We start from the raw sequence: 16,077 nt of genomic DNA on the forward strand, positions 1-16,077 counted from the left end.
GATTCGCTTCGACAACCCGCAAATCAGGGCAAACCATGAGCACCGAAGAAGCCACGCCCGACGCGCTGGACCGCTATCACATCGCCATCCTGGCCGAGCTGCAGCGCGACGCCCGCCAGTCCAATGCCGAGCTGGCCCAGCGCATCGGCCTGTCGGCGGCGCCGACCTGGCGGCGCGTGAAGTGGCTGGAGGACCAGGGCTATATCACCGGCTACCGCGCCGAGCTGGACCGCCGCAAGATCGGCCTCGGGGTGCTGGCCTTCGTGCGCGTGGACGCCGAGCGCAGCGCCGGCGCGGCCACCAAGGCGCTGGAGGACGAGATCCGCCGCCTGCCCGAGGTCATCGCCTGCCACTACATCTCGGGCACCGGCACCTTCGAGCTGCAGGTCATGGCCACCGACCTCGACGCCTTCTCGCGCTTCTCCATCAACACGCTGCTGAAGCTGCCCAATGTGAAGGACATCCACACCAGCTTCTCGCTCGGCGAGGTCAAGGCCGGCGGAGCGCTGCCGCTGGGGCATCTGAAGGATTGACGTGAACAAGCACCGCCACGCTGCCCCACCGGGCAGGCCCCGACGCCGCGCGACCGCCCGCGCCGGTTAGTCTCCGGCGCCATGGCGGCGTCACGCATGCATCGGCTGTTGGACCTGTGGCTGGGCATCGAGCCCGCCCAGCGCCTGAGGCTGCGCCAGACCTCGCTGGCGATGGCGCTGATGGGCCTGTGCGCGCCACTGCTGCACTATGCCGTCAGCGTCGCCCACGATCCACGCGGCCCGCTGCTGTGGGCCTGGACGGCCGCATCGCTGGGCGGCATGGCCCTGGTCTACGCGGCCATCCGCAGCGGCTGGTCGCGGCGCTTCGCCGACCCTTCGCTGACCAGCCTGCAGATCGCCTTCGCGATCACCAGCGGGGCTGCCGGCTATGCGCTGGCCGGGCCGATGCGCGGCGCCGTGTTCCCGGTGCTGACGCTGGTCCTGATGTTCGGCATGTTCCAGCTGCGCGCGCGCAGCGCCTACGCACTGAGCCTGTTCGCGCTGACGCTGTTCGGCCTGGCGATGGCGGCGATGGCCTGGCTGCGGCCGGCGGTCTACGTGCCCGCGGTCGAATTCGGCCACTTCCTGATGCTGGCCTGCATGCTGCCTGCCGTCGCCGTGCTGACGGCGCGACTGAGCCGCATCCGCCACCGCCTGTCGCAGCAGCGCGAGGAGCTGGCCCGGGCCCTCGCGCAGCTGCAGGCCATCGCCACGCGCGACGAGCTGACCGGCCTGCCCAACCGCCGCCAGATGCAGGCCCTGATGGACCAGGAGCTGCTGCGCTCGCGCCGCCATGGCCACGACTTCTGCATCGCGCTGCTCGACCTGGACCACTTCAAGCGCGTCAACGACCTGCACGGGCATGCGGCCGGCGACGCCGTGCTGCGCGCCTTCGCCCAGGCCGGCCAGGCCGCGCTGCGCGCCACCGACGTGCTGGCGCGCTGGGGCGGCGAAGAGTTCATCGTGCTGATGCCCGACACGGCCATGCCGCCGGCCCTGGCCGGCATGCAGAGGCTGCGCCAGCAGGTCGCCGCGCTGCGCGTCGATGTCGGCGGCGGCGAGGCGGTCGCGATCACCGTCTCCATCGGCCTGACCGGCCACCACCCCGGCGACACGCTGGCGCAGACGCTGCAGCGCGCCGACCAGCTGCTCTACCAGGCCAAGCACCAGGGGCGGGACCGCATCGGCACCGAGGCCTCCGCGGACATCGACGGGCTGGCATAGTCGGGCGCCCCGCCCTCGCCTGCCCCGCATGGCCACCACGCTGCCGCCGCGCCACTTCCTGCTCGCCCTCGCCGTCGTCGCGATCTGGGGCAGCAACTTCGTCGTCATCAAGTACGCGCTGCACACGCTGCCGCCGATGACGCTGGCCGTGCTGCGCTTCAGCTTCGCGCTGGTGCCGGCCTGCTTCTTCCTGCGCCGCCCGCAGGTGGACTGGCGCAACCTGGCCGGCTATGGCGTGCTCATCGGCGTCGGCCAGTTCGGCCTGCTCTACCTGTCGATGCGCAGCCAGATCTCGCCCGGCCTGGCCTCGCTGGTCGTGCAGACCCAGGTCTTCTTCACGCTGTTGCTGGCCGTGCGCATCCGCAAGGAGCGCGTGCTGCGCACCCAGTGGCTGGGCCTCGCGCTGGCGGCCGGCGGCATCGCCGTCATCGCCGCCCATGTCGACGGCACGACGACGGCGCTGGGCGTCGGCATGGTGCTGGCCGCCGCCTTCTGCTGGGCCTGCGCCAACCTGCTGACCCAGCGCGCCGGCCGCATCGACATGCTGGCCTATGTCGTCTGGAGCAGCGCCTTCGCGGTGCCGCCGCTGCTGGTGCTGGCCCTGCTGCTCGACGGCCCCGGGCCGATGGCCGCCGGCCTGGCCGCGGCCGACCTGGGCACCTGGGCCGCGGTGCTATGGCAGTCGGTGGCCAACTCGCTGTTCGGCTACGGCGCCTGGAGCTGGCTGCTGGCCCGCCACCCGGCCGGGCGCATCGTGCCCATGGCCCTGCTGGTGCCGGTGTTCGGCATGGGCTCGGCGGCGCTGCTGCTGGGCGAGCCGCTGCCGGCCTGGAAGCTGGTCGCCGCGGCCCTGGTGCTGGCCGGCCTGGCGATCAACCTGCTCGGGCCGCGCCTGCTGGCCGCCCGGGCCGCGCAGGGCAGCGGCCGCTGAGTCAGCGGCGGGCCAGCCGCGCCAGTTCGGCCAGCGTGCGGCCGGCCACCAGCAGCCACAGCCCCGCCAGCAGCAGCGCCAGCGCCTGGCCCAGGCCGGCCAGCAGCGGCGAGCCCGTCGTGCGCGCCAGCGCCAGCGTGGCCAGCACATAGACGCCGAGCGGGAAGGTGAAGCCCCACCAGCCCAGGTTGAAGGGCAGCAGGCCGTCGCGCAGGTAGTGGGCCGTGAACAGCAGCGCGCAGGCCAGCCACCACAGGCCCACGCCCCAGAGCAGCAGCGCGCCGAGCACGCCGAGGTCGCGTGCCGCCGCCATCACCCCTGCCAGCGGCGTGCCCGCGAAGGCCGGCACGCCGGCTTCGCCAAGCGTGATCAGGCCCAGCGCGCCGGTGCCGATGGGGCCGAGCGTCAGCCAGCTCGTCACGCCCAGCTCGCGCCCCGGCAGCTTGTGCAGGATCAACCGCACCAGCACGACGGTCAGCACCGAGAAGGCCAGCGGCACCGACACGCCCCACAGCACATAGCCGGCGTCGACGAGACGCTGGGCCGCGGCCGGCGCCAGATGCGGCGCGATGACGGCCGCGCTCGACGCCGCCACCTCGGGAGCGACGATGGGCAGCAGCAGGGCCGCCGTCAGCCGCTCCAGCCGGTGCTCCTGGCTGGTGAAGACCCAGTAGGGCACGCCCACGGCCACCAGCAGCGACAAGGCCGCGTCCAGCCACCACAGCGCCTCGGCCAGCGTGTAGGCGGCCGGTGTGCGCGGGCCGGCGAACAGCACCAGGCCATTGATCAGCGGCACCGCGCCCATCGGCAGCGCGCCGAAGAACAGCGACTGCAGCGGGTGCCTCAGCAGCTCGGCCAGCGCCTGGGGGAACAGCGTCAGCCGGGCCAGCAGCAGCGCCAGGCAGAGCGCGAAGGCGACAGCGTCGGCCCGCCATAGCGTCTCGGCCAGCGCGAGCCGGGCCGCGCCGCCCCAGGGCTGGGCCGCCAGCACCAGGGCCAGCGCGCCGGTGCCCATGGTCACGGCGAACCAGTTGGGCGTGAAGTGGCTCACCGCGCCGTGCAGCAGGCGTGCGGGCGAGGGAGCGGGCAGGACGGAGGACATCGCGGGGCTCTCGGCAAACGGGATGGCGCCACTCTAGAAACCTGCATCGGATAAGAAAAATACATATTTAAGATCGAATCCATATCAACAAGGCATCTACAGGCCATGAATTTCACGCATCTGGCCGCTTTCCAGGCCGTCGTCGAGACCGGCAGCGTGACGGCCGCGGCCGAGCGCCTGCATGTCAGCCAGCCGGCGTTGACGCGCGAGATCCGCCAGCTCGAGGAGCGCCTGGGCCTGGTGCTGTTCGACCGCCTGCCACGCGGCATGCAGCCCACCGAGGCCGGCCGGCTGCTGGCCGGCTATGCCAGCCAGATCTTCCGGCTCGCCGACGCGGCCGAGACCGCGCTGACCGAACTCGGCGGCCTGGTGCGCGGCCGGCTCGCGGTGGCCGCCAGCCGCACCACCGGCGCCTATCTGCTGCCGCCCATCGTCGCGGCCTACCGGCAGCGCCATCCCGGCGTCGAGCTCAGCCTGTCGGTCTCCAACACCGAGCAGGTGCAGGCGCGGCTGCTGGCCTTCGAGGCCCAGCTCGGCCTCGTCGAGGGGCCGACGGACGCCGCCGCCTTCGAGCGCCTGGCCCTGGGCGAGGACGAGGTCGTCGCGGTCGCCGCCACCGGCCACGCGCTGGCCGGGCGCGGCCCGCTGGATGCCGCCGCGCTGGACGCCGCCGAGCTGGTGATGCGCGAGCCCGGCTCGGGCACGCGCAGCGTCGTCGAGCAGGCCTATGCGGCCCGCGGCCTGGTGCTGCGGCCGCGGCTGACCCTGGGCAGCCCCGAGGCGATCAAGCAGCTGCTGCGCCTGGGCGGCGCCGTGTCCTGGGTGTCGCGCCGCTCGGTGGCCGACGAGCTCGCCGCCGGCCTGCTCGTCGAGCTGCCCCTGCCGGGGCTGCAGATCCGGCGCGAGCTGGCGATGATCTGGCGCCGCGGCCAGGGCCTGAGCCCGAGCGCCCAGGCCTTTCGCGCGCTGGCGGCGCCGGCCGGGCCTATGCTGGAGGCATGACGCCCCGCCGCCTGCTGCTCGCCGCCGCGCTGCTCGCGCCCCTTGCGCCCTTCCGCCCCGCCGTGGCCGCGCCGCCGGCCGTGCAGCTCCTCGTCGAGCTGCGCTGGGTGGACAGCCAGCTGCCGCCCGCCGCCCAGGCCGGCGTGCGCGACGGCGCCGTCGTCATCGGCACGGCCGGCTCGGTGTCGCCGCGCGGGCCGGGCGTGGTCACGTCCACGGCCGCCGCCGCGCCCCAGCCCGCCCAGCGCCTGCTGGTGCTGAACGGCCACCGCGCCGGCTTGCGGCTGACGACGCGCGAACCGCTGCAGTGGGTGGACGCTGTCGTCGAGATCGACCCCGCGGCCAGCGCCGCCGGCCCCGCCAGCGCGCCACGCCGCATCTACGCCAGCCCGCGCCAGGGCGAGCGCCGCCGCACGCAGAGCTTCGTCGTCACGCCGACCTGGCCGGGCGGGCGCGCACCGGTGCGTATCGAGTTCGACATCGACGACGGCGACAGCGCCTTCCAGTCCACGCTGGATCTGCCGATGGAGCGCTGGCAGACCGTCGCCCGCAGCGGCGGCGGCATGGCCCCGGCGCCGCGCGGCACGCTGAGCAGCGCCGACGCCGCCGGCCACCCGGAGCGCGAGCTGCAGCTGCGCGTCAGCGTTCAGCCCTGAGGGGCGTTGGCGGCGTTCAGCGCGCCGTTGATTTCCGGATAGGGCGCGGCGCCGTCGAACAGCGCATCGCAGGCCCCCTCGGCCAGGAAGCCGGCCGCCGCCCGCTGCGCACGCCCCCAGGCTGCCTCGGCGATGGCGCTGCCGGCGCTGATGCGGCGCACGCCCAGGCGCTGCAGCTCGGCCAGGCCGGGCAGGGCCGGCCTGGCCATCACGTTCAGCGGCAGGGGCTGGCCGGCCACCAGGGCCTGGATGTCGGCCACCGCCGTCACGCCGGCCGCGAACAGACCGTCGGCACCGGCCGCGGCGTACTGGCGGGCGCGCTGGAGCGTCTCTTCGGCCTCGCGGCCGGCTGCCAGGCGCTTGAGCCAGACGTCGCAGCGCGCATTGACGAAGACGTCGACGCCGGCACGCGCCGCCGCGGCCTTGATGGCCTCGATCTTGCGGCACAGCAGCACGGGCGCGCCGCTGCCGTCCTCCAGGTTGATGCCGGCGGCGCCCGCCTCGGCCAGGCGCAGGATGTTGTCGGCCACCACCGCCGGGTCGTCGCTGTAGCCGGCCTCGCTGTCGGCGCTGAGCGGCACCCGCGCGACGCGGGCGATGCGGCGGATGGCCGCCGCGTGCTCGTCGATGGGCATCTGGTTGCCGTCGGCATAGCCCAGGGCCCAGGCCAGGCCGGCACTGGTCGTCGCCAGCGCCGGCACGCCCAGGCCCTGCACGAGGACGGCGCTGCCGGCGTCCCAGACGTTGGCGATCTTCAGCAGGCCGGGGCCCAGGTGGAGTTGGCGAAAGTTCATGGCGGTCCGCAGGTTTGGGGAGTAAGTTCGTGATGCTGCGCGAGGCCGCTGCCAGCTCCTGGCAGCATGGGCACCGGGCGCCGCGGCGGGTACATCCGCGTAACAGCCGTGAGGCGGTGCGCCAATGTGCCAAGTCTTGCCCATTCCGGGCCCGGTCTTGCGTGTAACGTCGATCCTTTGCAGCCCCGCAATCTCTCATGAAACTCGCGCTGATCGCCCACGACGGCAAGAAGGACGCCATGATCGCCCTGGCCGGCGACTACCTGCCGCTGCTGCGCCGCTGCACGCTGATGGCCACCGGCACGACCGGCACGCGGCTGGCCGCGGCCCATGGCCTCGTCATCGAGCGCATGCTCAGCGGCCCGATGGGCGGCGACCTGCAGATCGGCGCACGCCTGGCCGCGGGCGACCTGGACGGCGTCATCTTCCTGCGCGACCCGATGACGCCCCAGCCCCACGAGCCCGACATCAATGCCCTGGTGCGCGCCTGCGACGTGCACGACGTACCCTGCGCCACCAACGTCGCCACCGCGCGGCTGCTGCTGGCGCGCTGGAGCGGCGCTTGACGCAGGCGCCACGGCGGTCCTGCGACGCATGAACGCGCCGCAGGCGCCCACCCGCGGCCTGACGCGGCGGCTGCGCATCCGCACCCGGCTGGGCCTGGCCTTCGCCGTGCTGCTGCTGCTGCTGCTGGCACTCGCGGCCCAGTCGGTCCACCGGCTCAGCGGCCTGTCCGAGGCGCTGAACCGCATCGTCGACGAGCAGGCCGTCATCCGCGACTCGGTCAACGAGATCAGCCGCAACGCCGAGGCGGTCGCGCGCAAGCTGCTCGCGCTGATGAGCCCCGACGCCGAGCTGCGCGTGGCGGCCTACCCCGAGATCGCCTCGGCCAACAGCCGGCTCGACGACGCGATGCAGCGCCTGGCCCTGGTGCTGCCGCCGGGCCCGCGCCGCGAACGCCTGGACGAGGTCAGGCAGCGGCTGACGGACTACCGCGCCAGCTATGTCGGCGTGCGCGACCTGATCGAGAGCGACGACTTCCAGGCCGCGCGCGCCCAGCTCGGTGGCGACACCGAAGCGGCGCTGAGCCTGTTCGTGGGCGCCGTCCACCAGCTCGCCGCCAGCGAGGAGCGCGCCGGCATGGCCCAGGCCCGCGAGCTGCGCGACCAGATCGACGCCGACCGCACCGGCGTGCTCGCGCTGTGCCTGGGCGGCCTCGCCGCCGGTGCGCTGCTGGCCGTGGGCGTCACGCGCTCCATCGTCAACCCGCTCAAGCGCGCCGAGGACGGCGCCGAGCTGATCGCCCGGGGCCAGTACGGCCACCGCATCACGGTCGACTCGGCCGACGAGGTGGGCCATATGGCCGGCGCGATGAACACGATGGCCGCGGCCGTGGGCGAGCGCGAGGCCGAACTGCGCCGCCTGGCCGACGTCGACCTGCTGACCGGCCTGCCGCAGCGCGCCCGCTTCATCGCCGACGGCGACCGGCTGCTGGCCAACCTGCCCGAGCGCGAGCAGCTGGCCGTGCTGATCTGCATCGACGTGGACCGGCTCAAGGCCGTCAACGGCGTGCTGGGCTTCGACGCCGGCGATGCGCTGCTGCGGGGCGCCGCGGCCAAGCTGCAGGTGCTGTTCGAGGGCGTGGCCGCCTACGGCCGCCTGGCCGGCGGCACCTTCGCGGCGCTGGCCCCGGTGCTGCGCCTGGAGCACGGCGTCGTGCTGGCCAACCAGCTGCGCGAGGAAGTCGAGCACAAGCTCAGCTGGCAGGGCCAGTCGCTGGACCTGTCGGTGTCGCTGGGCGTGGCCCACTGGCCCGAACATGCGGCCGACACCGAGACCCTGCTGCGCCGCGCCGAGCAGGCCATGTTCGAGGCCAAGCGCCTGCACCAGGCAGTGGCCGTCTACAACCCCGGCGCCGAGGCCGCGCGCGCGCTGCACCTGAGCCTGCTGTCCGACCTGGCCACCGCCATCCAGCACGACCAGCTGCGCCAGTTCCTGCAGCCCAAGCGCGACATCGGGACCGGCCGCATCGTCGGCGCCGAGGCGCTGGTGCGCTGGCAGCATCCGCAGCGCGGCTGGCTGCCGCCGGGCGACTTCATCCCCTTCGCCGAGCGCAGCGGGCGCATCCGCCAGATCACCGACTGGATGCTGGCCCGCGCCGTGCGCACGCTGGCCGCCTGGGAGGCCGCCGGCCGGGCGCCGCTGACCATCGCCGTCAACATCTCGACGCTCGACATCCAGGACCGCAGCCTGCCCGCCCGCCTGGCCAGCCTGCTGGCCGAATACCGCGTCGACCCCGGCCGGCTGCAGCTGGAGGTCACCGAGACCGGCCTGATGGCCGGCGGCGCCGATCCCATCGCCGTGCTGCACGCGCTCAAGAGCTGGGGCGTGCGCCTGGCCATCGACGACTTCGGCACCGGCCAGTCCTCGCTGGCCTATCTGCAGCATCTGCCGGTGGACGAGCTGAAGATCGACCGCAGCTTCGTGCAGGACGTCGATGCCGACCCGCGCCGCCAGGCCCTGCTGAAATCCATCGTCGGCCTGGGCCAGGGCCTGGGCCTGACGGTGACGGCCGAGGGCGTCGAGAATGCGGCCGAGCAGGCCGTCATCGAGGCCTGCGGCTGCGACCAGATCCAGGGCTATCTGCTGGCCCGGCCCATGGACCTGCCGGACTTCGAGGCCTGGCACGCCGCCACAGGCTAAAATCACGGCTTTCCGTCGTTTTGCCCCTGCTGCGGGCTAAGTTTCTACTGGAGCCAACATGGGCAACAAGATCATCACCGAAGCGGCCGCCCGCGCCACCCCCCGCCCCACCGCCCCCAAGGGCGTCACCTTCACGGCCGGCAAGGGCCAGAAGCGCAGCCTGGAGCGCGGCTCGCACACCCGCTCGAAGAAGAACCCGGGCAAGCGCCCGCATTCGGGTTGATCATCGGGCCAGGCGCCTGAAGATCCTCAGCACACAGGCCCCGCGGGGCCTGTTTGTTTTTGTTGTCGGCTAAGTCCTGACCCAACAAGATGCCCCCACGTTCGCATTCGCTCACTCCCCCCAAGGGGGCGCGTCAGCGGTTTCGGGCGGCCGGGCACCGCTGACCATGATCCGCATCACCGAACTCCGCCTGCCGCTGAACCACGCCGAGGACGCGCTGCGCCCCGCCGTGCTGGCGCGCCTCAAGCTGGCCGACACCGAACTGGCCGGCATCCACGTCTTCCGCCGCGGCTACGACGCGCGCAAGAAGAGCGACATCCAGCTCGTCTACACGCTGGACTGCACGCTGGCCGATGGCCTCGACGAAGTCGCCGTCCTCGCCCGCTTCGCCGGCGACCACCAGATCCGCCCCACGCCCGACACCGGCTACCACTTCCTGGCCCAGGTGGGCGACTACGGCGGCCCACGCCCCGTCGTCGTCGGCTTCGGGCCCTGCGGCCTGTTCGCCGCACTCATCCTGGCGCAAATGGGCCTGCGCCCCATCGTGCTGGAGCGCGGCAAGTCGGTGCGCGAGCGCACCCAGGACACCTGGGGCCTGTGGCGCGAGCACAGGCTCAACCCCGAGAGCAATGTGCAGTTCGGCGAAGGCGGCGCCGGCACCTTCTCCGACGGCAAGCTCTACAGCCAGATCTCCGACCCGCGCCACCTCACGCGCAAGGTGCTGACCGAGTTCGTCAAGGCAGGCGCGCCGGAGGAGATCCTGTTCGTCAGCAAGCCCCACATCGGCACCTTCCGCCTGGTCAGCATGATCATCAAGATGCGCGCCGACATCGAGGCGCTGGGCGGCGAGATCCGTTTCCAGCAGAAGATGACGGACCTGCTGATCGAGGACGGCGCGGTGCGCGGCGTGCAGCTGGAGTCGGGCGAGCAGATCAGCACCAGCCATGTCGTCATCGCGCTGGGCCACAGCGCCCGCGACACCTTCCAGATGCTGCATGCGCGCGGCGTGCAGATGGAGGCCAAGCCCTTTTCGATCGGCTACCGCATCGAGCACCCGCAGAGCCTCGTCGACGCGGCCCGCTTCGGCGCCAACGCCGGCAACCCCATCCTCGGCGCCGCCGACTATAAGCTGGTGCACCACGCGAAGAATGGCCGCTCGGTCTACAGCTTCTGCATGTGCCCCGGCGGCACCGTCGTCGCGGCCACCAGCGAACCCGAGCGCGTCGTCACCAACGGCATGAGCCAGTATTCGCGCAACGAACGCAACGCCAACGCCGGCATCGTCGTGGGCCTGACGCCCGAGGACTACCGCCAGGACGGCCGTCGCGACGGCAGCCCGGTGAACCCGCTGGACGGCATGGCCTTCCAGCGCATCTGGGAAAGCCGCGCCTACGAACTCGGCGGCGGCGGCTATCTCGCGCCGGGCTCGCTGGTGGGAGACTTCATCAAGCGCCAGGTCAGCCAGGAATTCGGCGACGTGCAGCCCAGCTACAAGCCCGGCGTCACGCTGACCAATCTGCAGCAGAAGGACCGCGGCTCCCTGCCCCGCTACTGCCTGGACGCGATCCGCGAGGCGCTGCCCGCCTTCGCCCGCCAGATCCGCGGCTTCGATCGCCCGGACGCGGTGCTGACCGGCGTGGAGACGCGCACTTCATCGCCATTGCGCATCAACCGCGGGCGCGATTACCAGAGCGTCAATGTGCGCGGCCTGTTCCCGGCCGGCGAGGGTGCCGGTTACGCGGGCGGGATCATGTCGGCCGGCGTCGATGGCATCGAGGTCGCCGAGGCGCTGGCGGCGGATCTGCTCGGCATGCCGGATGCGGCGGTGCTGCAGGGCAAGGGGGCGAAGGCGGGCGGGCAGGTGTAGGGCGGATTCTCCGGACCCGCCAAGCCCACCCCACTAAGCTTGCCCGTCCAATCTTCTAGCAGCCAGCGACACCATTGCGATCCGACGGCATGTGCTCACGCCAGATCCTTGGGATACGCCGTCTGGATGTGCAGCGGCGCCCAGGACTCCGCCGACCCAAGCTTGTCCACCAGCACGAAGACCGAGCTGACCAGCACCTTCTGCAGGTAGTTCTGCGGCCCTGAGGCCGGCAGCTGCTTCTTGCCGATCTTGGCCATGGGGCTCTGCACAACATTGGCCGTGATCTTGCCGAGGGCGGCGCTTAGCTGGACGGTGATGGCACAGCTGTCCACGCCCAGCCTGTTCAGCGTGGCCAGTTCCTGCTGACCCTTGACGTCGTGCAGGGCCTCTTCGACGGCCAGCACCAGATCCTTGCGGCCGCAGAAGGTGGAGTCCTGCTTGATGGCTCGGCGGTCGAAGGGGTTGTCACGCTGCTCCGTGTGGCGGCTGATGGCGTGGCCCTCATGCGCCTTGGCCGCCGGGCTGCTGGGCCGCAAGCGGCGCTCGCTGAGGTAGAGCATCTGGTGAATCTCCTCGCGCGTGTACTGGCGGTCGTAACCCATGGCCGTCTCCTGAAATGAGGCTCCGGCATGCTAGACAGAAGTCGCCCGGCGGCAATCGTTGACTAGGGGATCCCGCCTGTCCCCCGCTGCCAAGCTGGCCTGCCGCAGCGCAGTCCGGCGCTTCAAGGTCCCTCCGCGCCAGAGGCCAGCATCCCGATCAGTTCCTTGGCAAACGCCAGCGCCTCCTCCGGCGTCTCGAAATGCATCTCGTTGTTGAGGTCGACGACGTCGCCGTCCGGCCCCTTGTGCACGACGGACCAGCCGCCTGCGCCGCCGTCGATGGCGAGCACGCCGAATTGCCCGGGCTGGAGGTCCCGGGCGCTGCCGCCGGTGACGACGATGTCGCGGCCGAGGTGGGAGTGGTAGCGTCGCATCGGTGCGATTTTCATGGAGCCTGCAATGAAAGCAGTCTGGAACGGCGTGACCCTCGCCGAGAGCGACGACACGGTGGTCGTCGAAGGTAACCATTACTTCCCGGCCGAGTCGCTGAACAAGCAGTACACGAGCTTCAGCAACCACGTCAGCCGCTGCCCCTGGAAGGGCGAGGCCAAGTACCTGAGCCTGCTGATCAACGGCGAGATGAATACCGACGCGGTCTGGTACTACCCCGACCCGCTGCCCGCGGCGGCCGAGATCAAGGGCCGCTACGCGTTCTGGAAGGGGGTCAAGGTCACGGAGTGACGAACCTGAGGCCCCCAGGTCGAGGCGATGCCTCGCCCGCCCCCCGAGGGGGTTCGAGGGCTACGGAGCGGCCGGGCGCCCCTCGAGCGGCAGCAGCGCCCACAACCGCAGCGGCTGCCTGGTGCGGCTGGCGCGCTGGGCCGCCTCGTCGCCCCAGCCCCAGAACAGGTCGGCGCGCACGGCGCCCTGGATGGCGCCGCCGGTGTCCTGGGCCAGCACGAGGCGGCGCAACGGCGAGGGCGTTGCGCCCGGCGACCAGGGCTCGGTGCTTTCCAGCCACAGCGGCGTCCCCAGGCCGATGAAGGCCTTGTCCACCGCGACTGAGCGCCCCGGCATCAAGGGCACGCCCTGGGCGCCGCGCGGGCCTTGGCTCCCGTCAGCCAGCGCCTCCTCGCGGAAGTAGACGACGCGCGGGTTCACGGCCAGCGCCTCACGCACCCTGGCAGGGTTGCGGCGCGCCCAGTCGCTCAGGCTGGGCGGCGTCGCGTCGCGGATCTCGCCGCGGTCGAGCAGGGGCCGCACGGCGGATCGGAAGGGCTGGTCGTTGTGGCCGGCGAAGGCGACGCGGCTGATGCGCTCGCCGCCGTCCGCATCGTGCATGACGAGGCGGCCCGAGCCCTGCACCTGCAGCTGCAGCAGTGCGAAGGGGTCGTCCAGATAGGCCAGGGCCAGCGCGGCGAAGCGCGGGTCGGCTTCCATGTCGCGGCGCGGCGTGCGGCGCAGGGCCGGGTCGGCGGGCAGCGCCAGCAAGGGCCACTGGAAGGCGCCCTGGCGGCTGCGGCTGGCGGCCACCTGGGGCTCGAAATAGCCGGTCAGCAGGCCGGTCGTCTCGCCGCCGTCGGCGGCCAGCCGCCAGGGGCGCAGATGCTTCATCAGGAAGAGCGTGGCCTCCATCGCGTCGGCCGGCGCCTGCAGCGCGGCGCGGGCGCAGAACTCGGCCCAGCCTGGCGCTGGGCGCAGGCAGCTGGCCAGCAGCGCCGGCCAGGCGGTGAGCAGGTCGTCGCTGCCCCAGCCAGGCAGCTCCTTCCAGTCGACAGCGGCCCAGCGCGGACCCGACTGCTGCGCGACGGGCTGACCGGGCGGCTGCAACGGCGGCGCCGAACAGGCCGCCAGGCTTCCTAGAATCAGGGCCAGAACTCCACGCGCCCACCATCCCATGCTGCTCCTTGCCCTCGAAGCCCTCGGCGCGCTGCTGATCTTTGTGTTCATCGTCTGGTGGACCATGTTCTCGGGCCGCAAGCGCGGCGAACGCCGAGAGGATTAGCGCGGCGGGATCAGGAAGCTCAGCGGCTCCTGCCACAGCCGCGTGCGGATGGCCGCGTAGACGCGCCGCCGGTCCGCCAGCCTGACGCCGCGCGAGCGCAGCGCCACCTTGAAGGCGCAGAAGAAGCTGACGCCGACATTGAGCACGCCGATGCCGGCGATGCAGATCACGCAGGACCAGAAGGCCCAGGTCGTCATCACGCCGAAACCGAGGGCGCCCACGGCCGCGGCCAGCTGGCCGGTCGCCAGCGTCACGTGGCGCACCTCGGCCGGCAGGCCGAAGAAGCCGGTCAGCGCCGGCACCAGGCCCAGCATCAAGCCCAGGCTGGTGTTGGCCGCCAGGCCCGAGATATTGGCCCGCCACCACTGCGACCAGCGCTGCGCCCGCGCGCGGCCGAGGGCGGTGATGATGCGCGGGTTCCAGGCAATGGCGCTGTCCAGGCGGTGGAAGACGAACCAGTTCTCCACCCAGCCGGCAATCAGGCTGGACGAGAACAGCAGCACGCCGGTGAAGGCGGCGAACAGCAGCGAGGGCCCGGCCAGGCTCAGCGAATGCAGCACATAGTGGGCCTCCTTCTCGCCCACCGGCGGCGCGCCGAAGGCCGCGCGGCACAGCAGCTGCACGGCCAGCACCAGGGGCGCCGCGAGCGCGAGGTTGCCGAGGATGCCCGCCACCTGCGAGCGCACGAGGTGGGCTACCTCGTCGACGAAGCCCTGCAGGCCGTCGTCGCGCTCGATGTGCAGCAGCTTGTGGGCCATGGCCGGCGCCGTCATGGCCGGCTGCTTGGTGGCCACGGTCCAGTGCAGCAGATGGATGAGGACGAAGCTGAGCGCGTAGTTCAGACCGGCCCAGAAGCCGCCCCAGAAGGCCGTGAATCCCAGCAGCGCGATGAAGAACTTGACGAAGGTGGTGCCGGCGATGACGGCGCCGCCGCCGGCCGCGCGCCCGAGCATGTCGCGGTACTCGTCGCGGCTGCGGGTGATGTAGTGCTCGCCGGCCTCGGCGCTGCGCTCGGCCAGCTTGCGCGCCAGCAGCGAGTAGTGGCGCGCGAACAGCGTGCGCAGGCTGCGCCGCTCGTGCACGACGCGCACCAGGCCTGCAACGAGGCGCAGCAGGTCGCGCTGTGGTTCACTCGACGCCAGGCAGGCCAGCAGCGCCTCGATGCGGTCCAGCCTTGCGGTGAGCTGCTCGACGGAGAACATCAGGTCCACCGACACGCCGTGGGCCTCGAGGTGCTCGGGCACGCTCTGCGCGGCGGCGCGGCAGCGGTCCAGCAGCGCACGCAGATATTGCAGCGGCGGCCCGGGCGGCTCGGTGGCGCCCGGCTGCAGCGCGCGCTCGACGGCCTCCCAGGCCGCCGGCAATTGGTGGAAGGGGCGGTCCTGCAGCAGCTGCTCGTCCATGCGCACGCGCAGCGCCCCGGACAGGCCGGCCGCATGCACGCTGCTGACGAGCACCGTGACCGCGGCGTTCGCTTCGACGCGCCAGCCGTCGTCGGGCGCGGCGGCGAACAGCAGGCTCAGCCGGCCGAGCAGCTCGTCGTCGATGGCGGCGATCCAGGCCTCGTCGGCCTCGTCGCCGAACAGCAGTTCGAACAGCGCCGCGAGGTCGCGCGTGTCGGTGGTGGCGGGCAGCAGGCGGCGGCGCAGCCGGCCGAGGAACTCGTGCCACAGCGCCATGCGCGGCGCAAAGCCGACCTCGGCGAACAGGCTGACCGCATCGACGTCGTTCCAGACGCCGGCGATGACGGCCGCGAAGCGCTGGGCGTGCTCGGGGTGGCGCTCCAGCACATTGAGCAGGTGCTTGAGGCGCACGACCGGCCGCGGCGTGCCAGCGCCTTCATCGCGCGGCGCCTGGCGCAGCCATTCGAGCAGGCGCACCAGCCACAGATTGCGCTCGGCCAGCACGGCCTGCGGGTCGGCCGCGTTCAGCAGCGCGGTGAGGTCCCAGGTCTGGTTGATCAATTCTGTTGTCCTTGGCTTTAGCGGGCCGAGCGCCGGGCCGCTCCCAACCCGGCCCGCCTTGGGCGATGTGCTAGCCGGTCAATCCGGCAGGCATCGCCGTCCCCTCGGGGGACCGGCCAAGGTATGCCTTGGACGAGGGGCTTCAATGCAGGCTGGCGCTGTCGGCGAGCAGGAACTCGGCGACCTCGGCGTGGAAGATCTCGCAGCCCTCGGTCACGCACAGGAAGCGCCCGCGCATCGTGCCCTGCGGCGTGCCGATCTGGGCCCAGGAGCTGTACTGGAAGCTCTGGCCCGGCGCCAGCACCGGCTGGTGGCCGACGACGGCCAGGCCATCGACGCGCTGCACCTGGCCGCGCGCGTCGGTGATCTCCCAGTGCCGGCCGATGAGCTGGGCCAGCACGTCGCCGGTGTTCTCGATCGTGATCGTGTAGCTGTAGGCGTACAGACCTTGCTCGAGGTGGGTCTGCTCGGGCAGGGCCTGCACCGCGGCGCTGCAGCTGAAACGGGGATTCGCCATCGGTGGATTGTCGT

At 72.2% G+C, this 16,077-nt stretch carries 17 protein-coding genes; 10 read left to right on the plus strand and 7 right to left on the minus strand.

The window, feature by feature from the left end; genetic code table 11:
- Window positions 1–35 precede the first annotated feature (35 nt).
- The 3 genes from EV671_RS11670 (at window position 36) to EV671_RS11680 (ending at window position 2,688) form a co-directional block, all read left to right on the plus strand.
- The gene (locus EV671_RS11670) at window positions 36–533 is read left to right on the plus strand and encodes an Lrp/AsnC family transcriptional regulator (RefSeq protein ID WP_132571490.1); all 498 of its coding nucleotides are present in this window, start codon (window positions 36–38) and stop codon (window positions 531–533) included.
- Window positions 534–629: 96 nt separating this feature from the next.
- Complete coding sequence (locus tag EV671_RS11675) at window positions 630–1,757, plus strand: diguanylate cyclase (protein ID WP_165917535.1); 1,128 nt, start codon at window positions 630–632, stop codon at window positions 1,755–1,757.
- Between the two features lie 28 nt (window positions 1,758–1,785).
- A complete protein-coding gene (locus tag EV671_RS11680) occupies window positions 1,786–2,688 on the plus strand; it encodes an EamA family transporter (RefSeq protein WP_132571492.1) in 903 nt (300 codons plus the stop codon).
- Window position 2,689: 1 nt separating this feature from the next.
- Here the strand turns inward: EV671_RS11680 and EV671_RS11685 are convergent, their stop codons facing one another.
- Window positions 2,690–3,790, minus strand: a complete 1,101-nt coding sequence (locus EV671_RS11685; RefSeq protein WP_132571493.1) for an SLAC1 family transporter — start codon at window positions 3,788–3,790, stop codon at window positions 2,690–2,692.
- A 105-nt stretch (window positions 3,791–3,895) separates the two neighbouring features.
- Between EV671_RS11685 and EV671_RS11690 the strand changes: the two genes are divergently transcribed.
- Window positions 3,896–4,792 carry a LysR family transcriptional regulator gene (locus tag EV671_RS11690; RefSeq protein ID WP_132571494.1) on the plus strand — a complete coding sequence of 299 codons (897 nt, stop codon included), beginning with the start codon at window positions 3,896–3,898 and terminating at the stop codon, window positions 4,790–4,792.
- The gene (locus EV671_RS11695; protein ID WP_132571495.1) at window positions 4,789–5,448 is read left to right on the plus strand and encodes a hypothetical protein; all 660 of its coding nucleotides are present in this window, start codon (window positions 4,789–4,791) and stop codon (window positions 5,446–5,448) included. Before EV671_RS11690 ends, EV671_RS11695 begins: the two co-directional genes overlap by 4 nt.
- Here EV671_RS11695 and EV671_RS11700 read toward each other — a convergent pair.
- Window positions 5,439–6,242 (minus strand): isocitrate lyase/PEP mutase family protein, encoded by an 804-nt coding sequence (locus EV671_RS11700; RefSeq protein WP_132571496.1) that lies wholly within the window; start codon window positions 6,240–6,242, stop codon window positions 5,439–5,441. The two genes, EV671_RS11695 and EV671_RS11700, sit on opposite strands and share 10 nt — an antisense overlap.
- 197 nt (window positions 6,243–6,439) lie before the next feature.
- On the opposite strand from EV671_RS11700, the gene EV671_RS11705 reads away from it, so the two are divergent.
- The 4 genes from EV671_RS11705 to EV671_RS11715 all read left to right on the plus strand — a co-directional run bounded on the left by EV671_RS11705 (window position 6,440) and on the right by EV671_RS11715 (window position 11,035).
- Complete coding sequence (locus EV671_RS11705; protein ID WP_132571497.1) at window positions 6,440–6,808, plus strand: methylglyoxal synthase; 369 nt, start codon at window positions 6,440–6,442, stop codon at window positions 6,806–6,808.
- A gap of 28 nt (window positions 6,809–6,836) precedes the next feature.
- Complete coding sequence (locus EV671_RS11710; protein ID WP_165917536.1) at window positions 6,837–8,945, plus strand: putative bifunctional diguanylate cyclase/phosphodiesterase; 2,109 nt, start codon at window positions 6,837–6,839, stop codon at window positions 8,943–8,945.
- A gap of 58 nt (window positions 8,946–9,003) precedes the next feature.
- A complete protein-coding gene (locus tag EV671_RS26725) occupies window positions 9,004–9,168 on the plus strand; it encodes a hypothetical protein (RefSeq protein ID WP_165917537.1) in 165 nt (54 codons plus the stop codon).
- 166 nt (window positions 9,169–9,334) lie between these two features.
- Window positions 9,335–11,035, plus strand: a complete 1,701-nt coding sequence (locus tag EV671_RS11715) for an NAD(P)/FAD-dependent oxidoreductase (protein ID WP_132571499.1) — start codon at window positions 9,335–9,337, stop codon at window positions 11,033–11,035.
- 95 nt (window positions 11,036–11,130) lie between these two features.
- Here EV671_RS11715 and EV671_RS11720 read toward each other — a convergent pair whose 3' ends face one another.
- Together EV671_RS11720 and EV671_RS11725 are read right to left on the minus strand one after the other, a co-directional pair.
- The gene (locus EV671_RS11720) at window positions 11,131–11,637 is read right to left on the minus strand and encodes a hypothetical protein (protein WP_132571500.1); all 507 of its coding nucleotides are present in this window, start codon (window positions 11,635–11,637) and stop codon (window positions 11,131–11,133) included.
- Between the two features lie 122 nt (window positions 11,638–11,759).
- A complete protein-coding gene (locus EV671_RS11725) occupies window positions 11,760–12,026 on the minus strand; it encodes a hypothetical protein (RefSeq protein WP_132571501.1) in 267 nt (88 codons plus the stop codon).
- 10 nt (window positions 12,027–12,036) lie between these two features.
- On the opposite strand from EV671_RS11725, the gene EV671_RS11730 reads away from it, so the two are divergent.
- Window positions 12,037–12,318, plus strand: a complete 282-nt coding sequence (locus tag EV671_RS11730) for a DUF427 domain-containing protein (RefSeq protein WP_132571502.1) — start codon at window positions 12,037–12,039, stop codon at window positions 12,316–12,318.
- A gap of 60 nt (window positions 12,319–12,378) precedes the next feature.
- Here the strand turns inward: EV671_RS11730 and mltA are convergent, their stop codons facing one another.
- From mltA to apaG, 3 genes are all read right to left on the minus strand, one after another.
- Window positions 12,379–13,407, minus strand: coding sequence for a murein transglycosylase A (gene mltA, locus EV671_RS11735; protein ID WP_243655692.1), 1,029 nt, complete (start codon window positions 13,405–13,407; stop codon window positions 12,379–12,381).
- A 171-nt stretch (window positions 13,408–13,578) separates the two neighbouring features.
- On the minus strand, window positions 13,579–15,546 hold the full coding sequence (locus EV671_RS11740; RefSeq protein ID WP_132571504.1) for a site-specific recombinase: 1,968 nt from the start codon (window positions 15,544–15,546) through the stop codon (window positions 13,579–13,581).
- Window positions 15,547–15,688: 142 nt separating this feature from the next.
- Window positions 15,689–16,063 carry a Co2+/Mg2+ efflux protein ApaG gene (gene apaG / locus EV671_RS11745; protein WP_132571505.1) on the minus strand — a complete coding sequence of 125 codons (375 nt, stop codon included), beginning with the start codon at window positions 16,061–16,063 and terminating at the stop codon, window positions 15,689–15,691.
- Between the last annotated feature and the right edge of the window lie 14 nt (window positions 16,064–16,077).

The sequence above is a fragment of the Roseateles saccharophilus genome (assembly GCF_004342485.1).
Taxonomy (GTDB): Bacteria; Pseudomonadota; Gammaproteobacteria; order Burkholderiales; family Burkholderiaceae_C; genus Pelomonas; species Pelomonas saccharophila.

What these genes read in the sequence shown, in the direction of transcription:
- EV671_RS11670 (WP_132571490.1), top strand. Translation starts at nt 36, where the DNA reads ATGAGCACCGAAGAAGCCACGCCCGACGCGCTGGACCGCTATCACATC.
- EV671_RS11675 (WP_165917535.1), top strand. Translation starts at nt 630, where the DNA reads ATGCATCGGCTGTTGGACCTGTGGCTGGGCATCGAGCCCGCCCAGCGC.
- EV671_RS11680 (WP_132571492.1), top strand. Translation starts at nt 1,786, where the DNA reads ATGGCCACCACGCTGCCGCCGCGCCACTTCCTGCTCGCCCTCGCCGTC.
- EV671_RS11685 (WP_132571493.1), bottom strand. Translation starts at nt 3,790, where the DNA reads ATGTCCTCCGTCCTGCCCGCTCCCTCGCCCGCACGCCTGCTGCACGGC.
- EV671_RS11690 (WP_132571494.1), top strand. Translation starts at nt 3,896, where the DNA reads ATGAATTTCACGCATCTGGCCGCTTTCCAGGCCGTCGTCGAGACCGGC.
- EV671_RS11695 (WP_132571495.1), top strand. Translation starts at nt 4,789, where the DNA reads ATGACGCCCCGCCGCCTGCTGCTCGCCGCCGCGCTGCTCGCGCCCCTT.
- EV671_RS11700 (WP_132571496.1), bottom strand. Translation starts at nt 6,242, where the DNA reads ATGAACTTTCGCCAACTCCACCTGGGCCCCGGCCTGCTGAAGATCGCC.
- EV671_RS11705 (WP_132571497.1), top strand. Translation starts at nt 6,440, where the DNA reads ATGAAACTCGCGCTGATCGCCCACGACGGCAAGAAGGACGCCATGATC.
- EV671_RS11710 (WP_165917536.1), top strand. Translation starts at nt 6,837, where the DNA reads ATGAACGCGCCGCAGGCGCCCACCCGCGGCCTGACGCGGCGGCTGCGC.
- EV671_RS26725 (WP_165917537.1), top strand. Translation starts at nt 9,004, where the DNA reads ATGGGCAACAAGATCATCACCGAAGCGGCCGCCCGCGCCACCCCCCGC.
- EV671_RS11715 (WP_132571499.1), top strand. Translation starts at nt 9,335, where the DNA reads ATGATCCGCATCACCGAACTCCGCCTGCCGCTGAACCACGCCGAGGAC.
- EV671_RS11720 (WP_132571500.1), bottom strand. Translation starts at nt 11,637, where the DNA reads ATGGGTTACGACCGCCAGTACACGCGCGAGGAGATTCACCAGATGCTC.
- EV671_RS11725 (WP_132571501.1), bottom strand. Translation starts at nt 12,026, where the DNA reads ATGAAAATCGCACCGATGCGACGCTACCACTCCCACCTCGGCCGCGAC.
- EV671_RS11730 (WP_132571502.1), top strand. Translation starts at nt 12,037, where the DNA reads ATGAAAGCAGTCTGGAACGGCGTGACCCTCGCCGAGAGCGACGACACG.
- apaG (WP_132571505.1), bottom strand. Translation starts at nt 16,063, where the DNA reads ATGGCGAATCCCCGTTTCAGCTGCAGCGCCGCGGTGCAGGCCCTGCCC.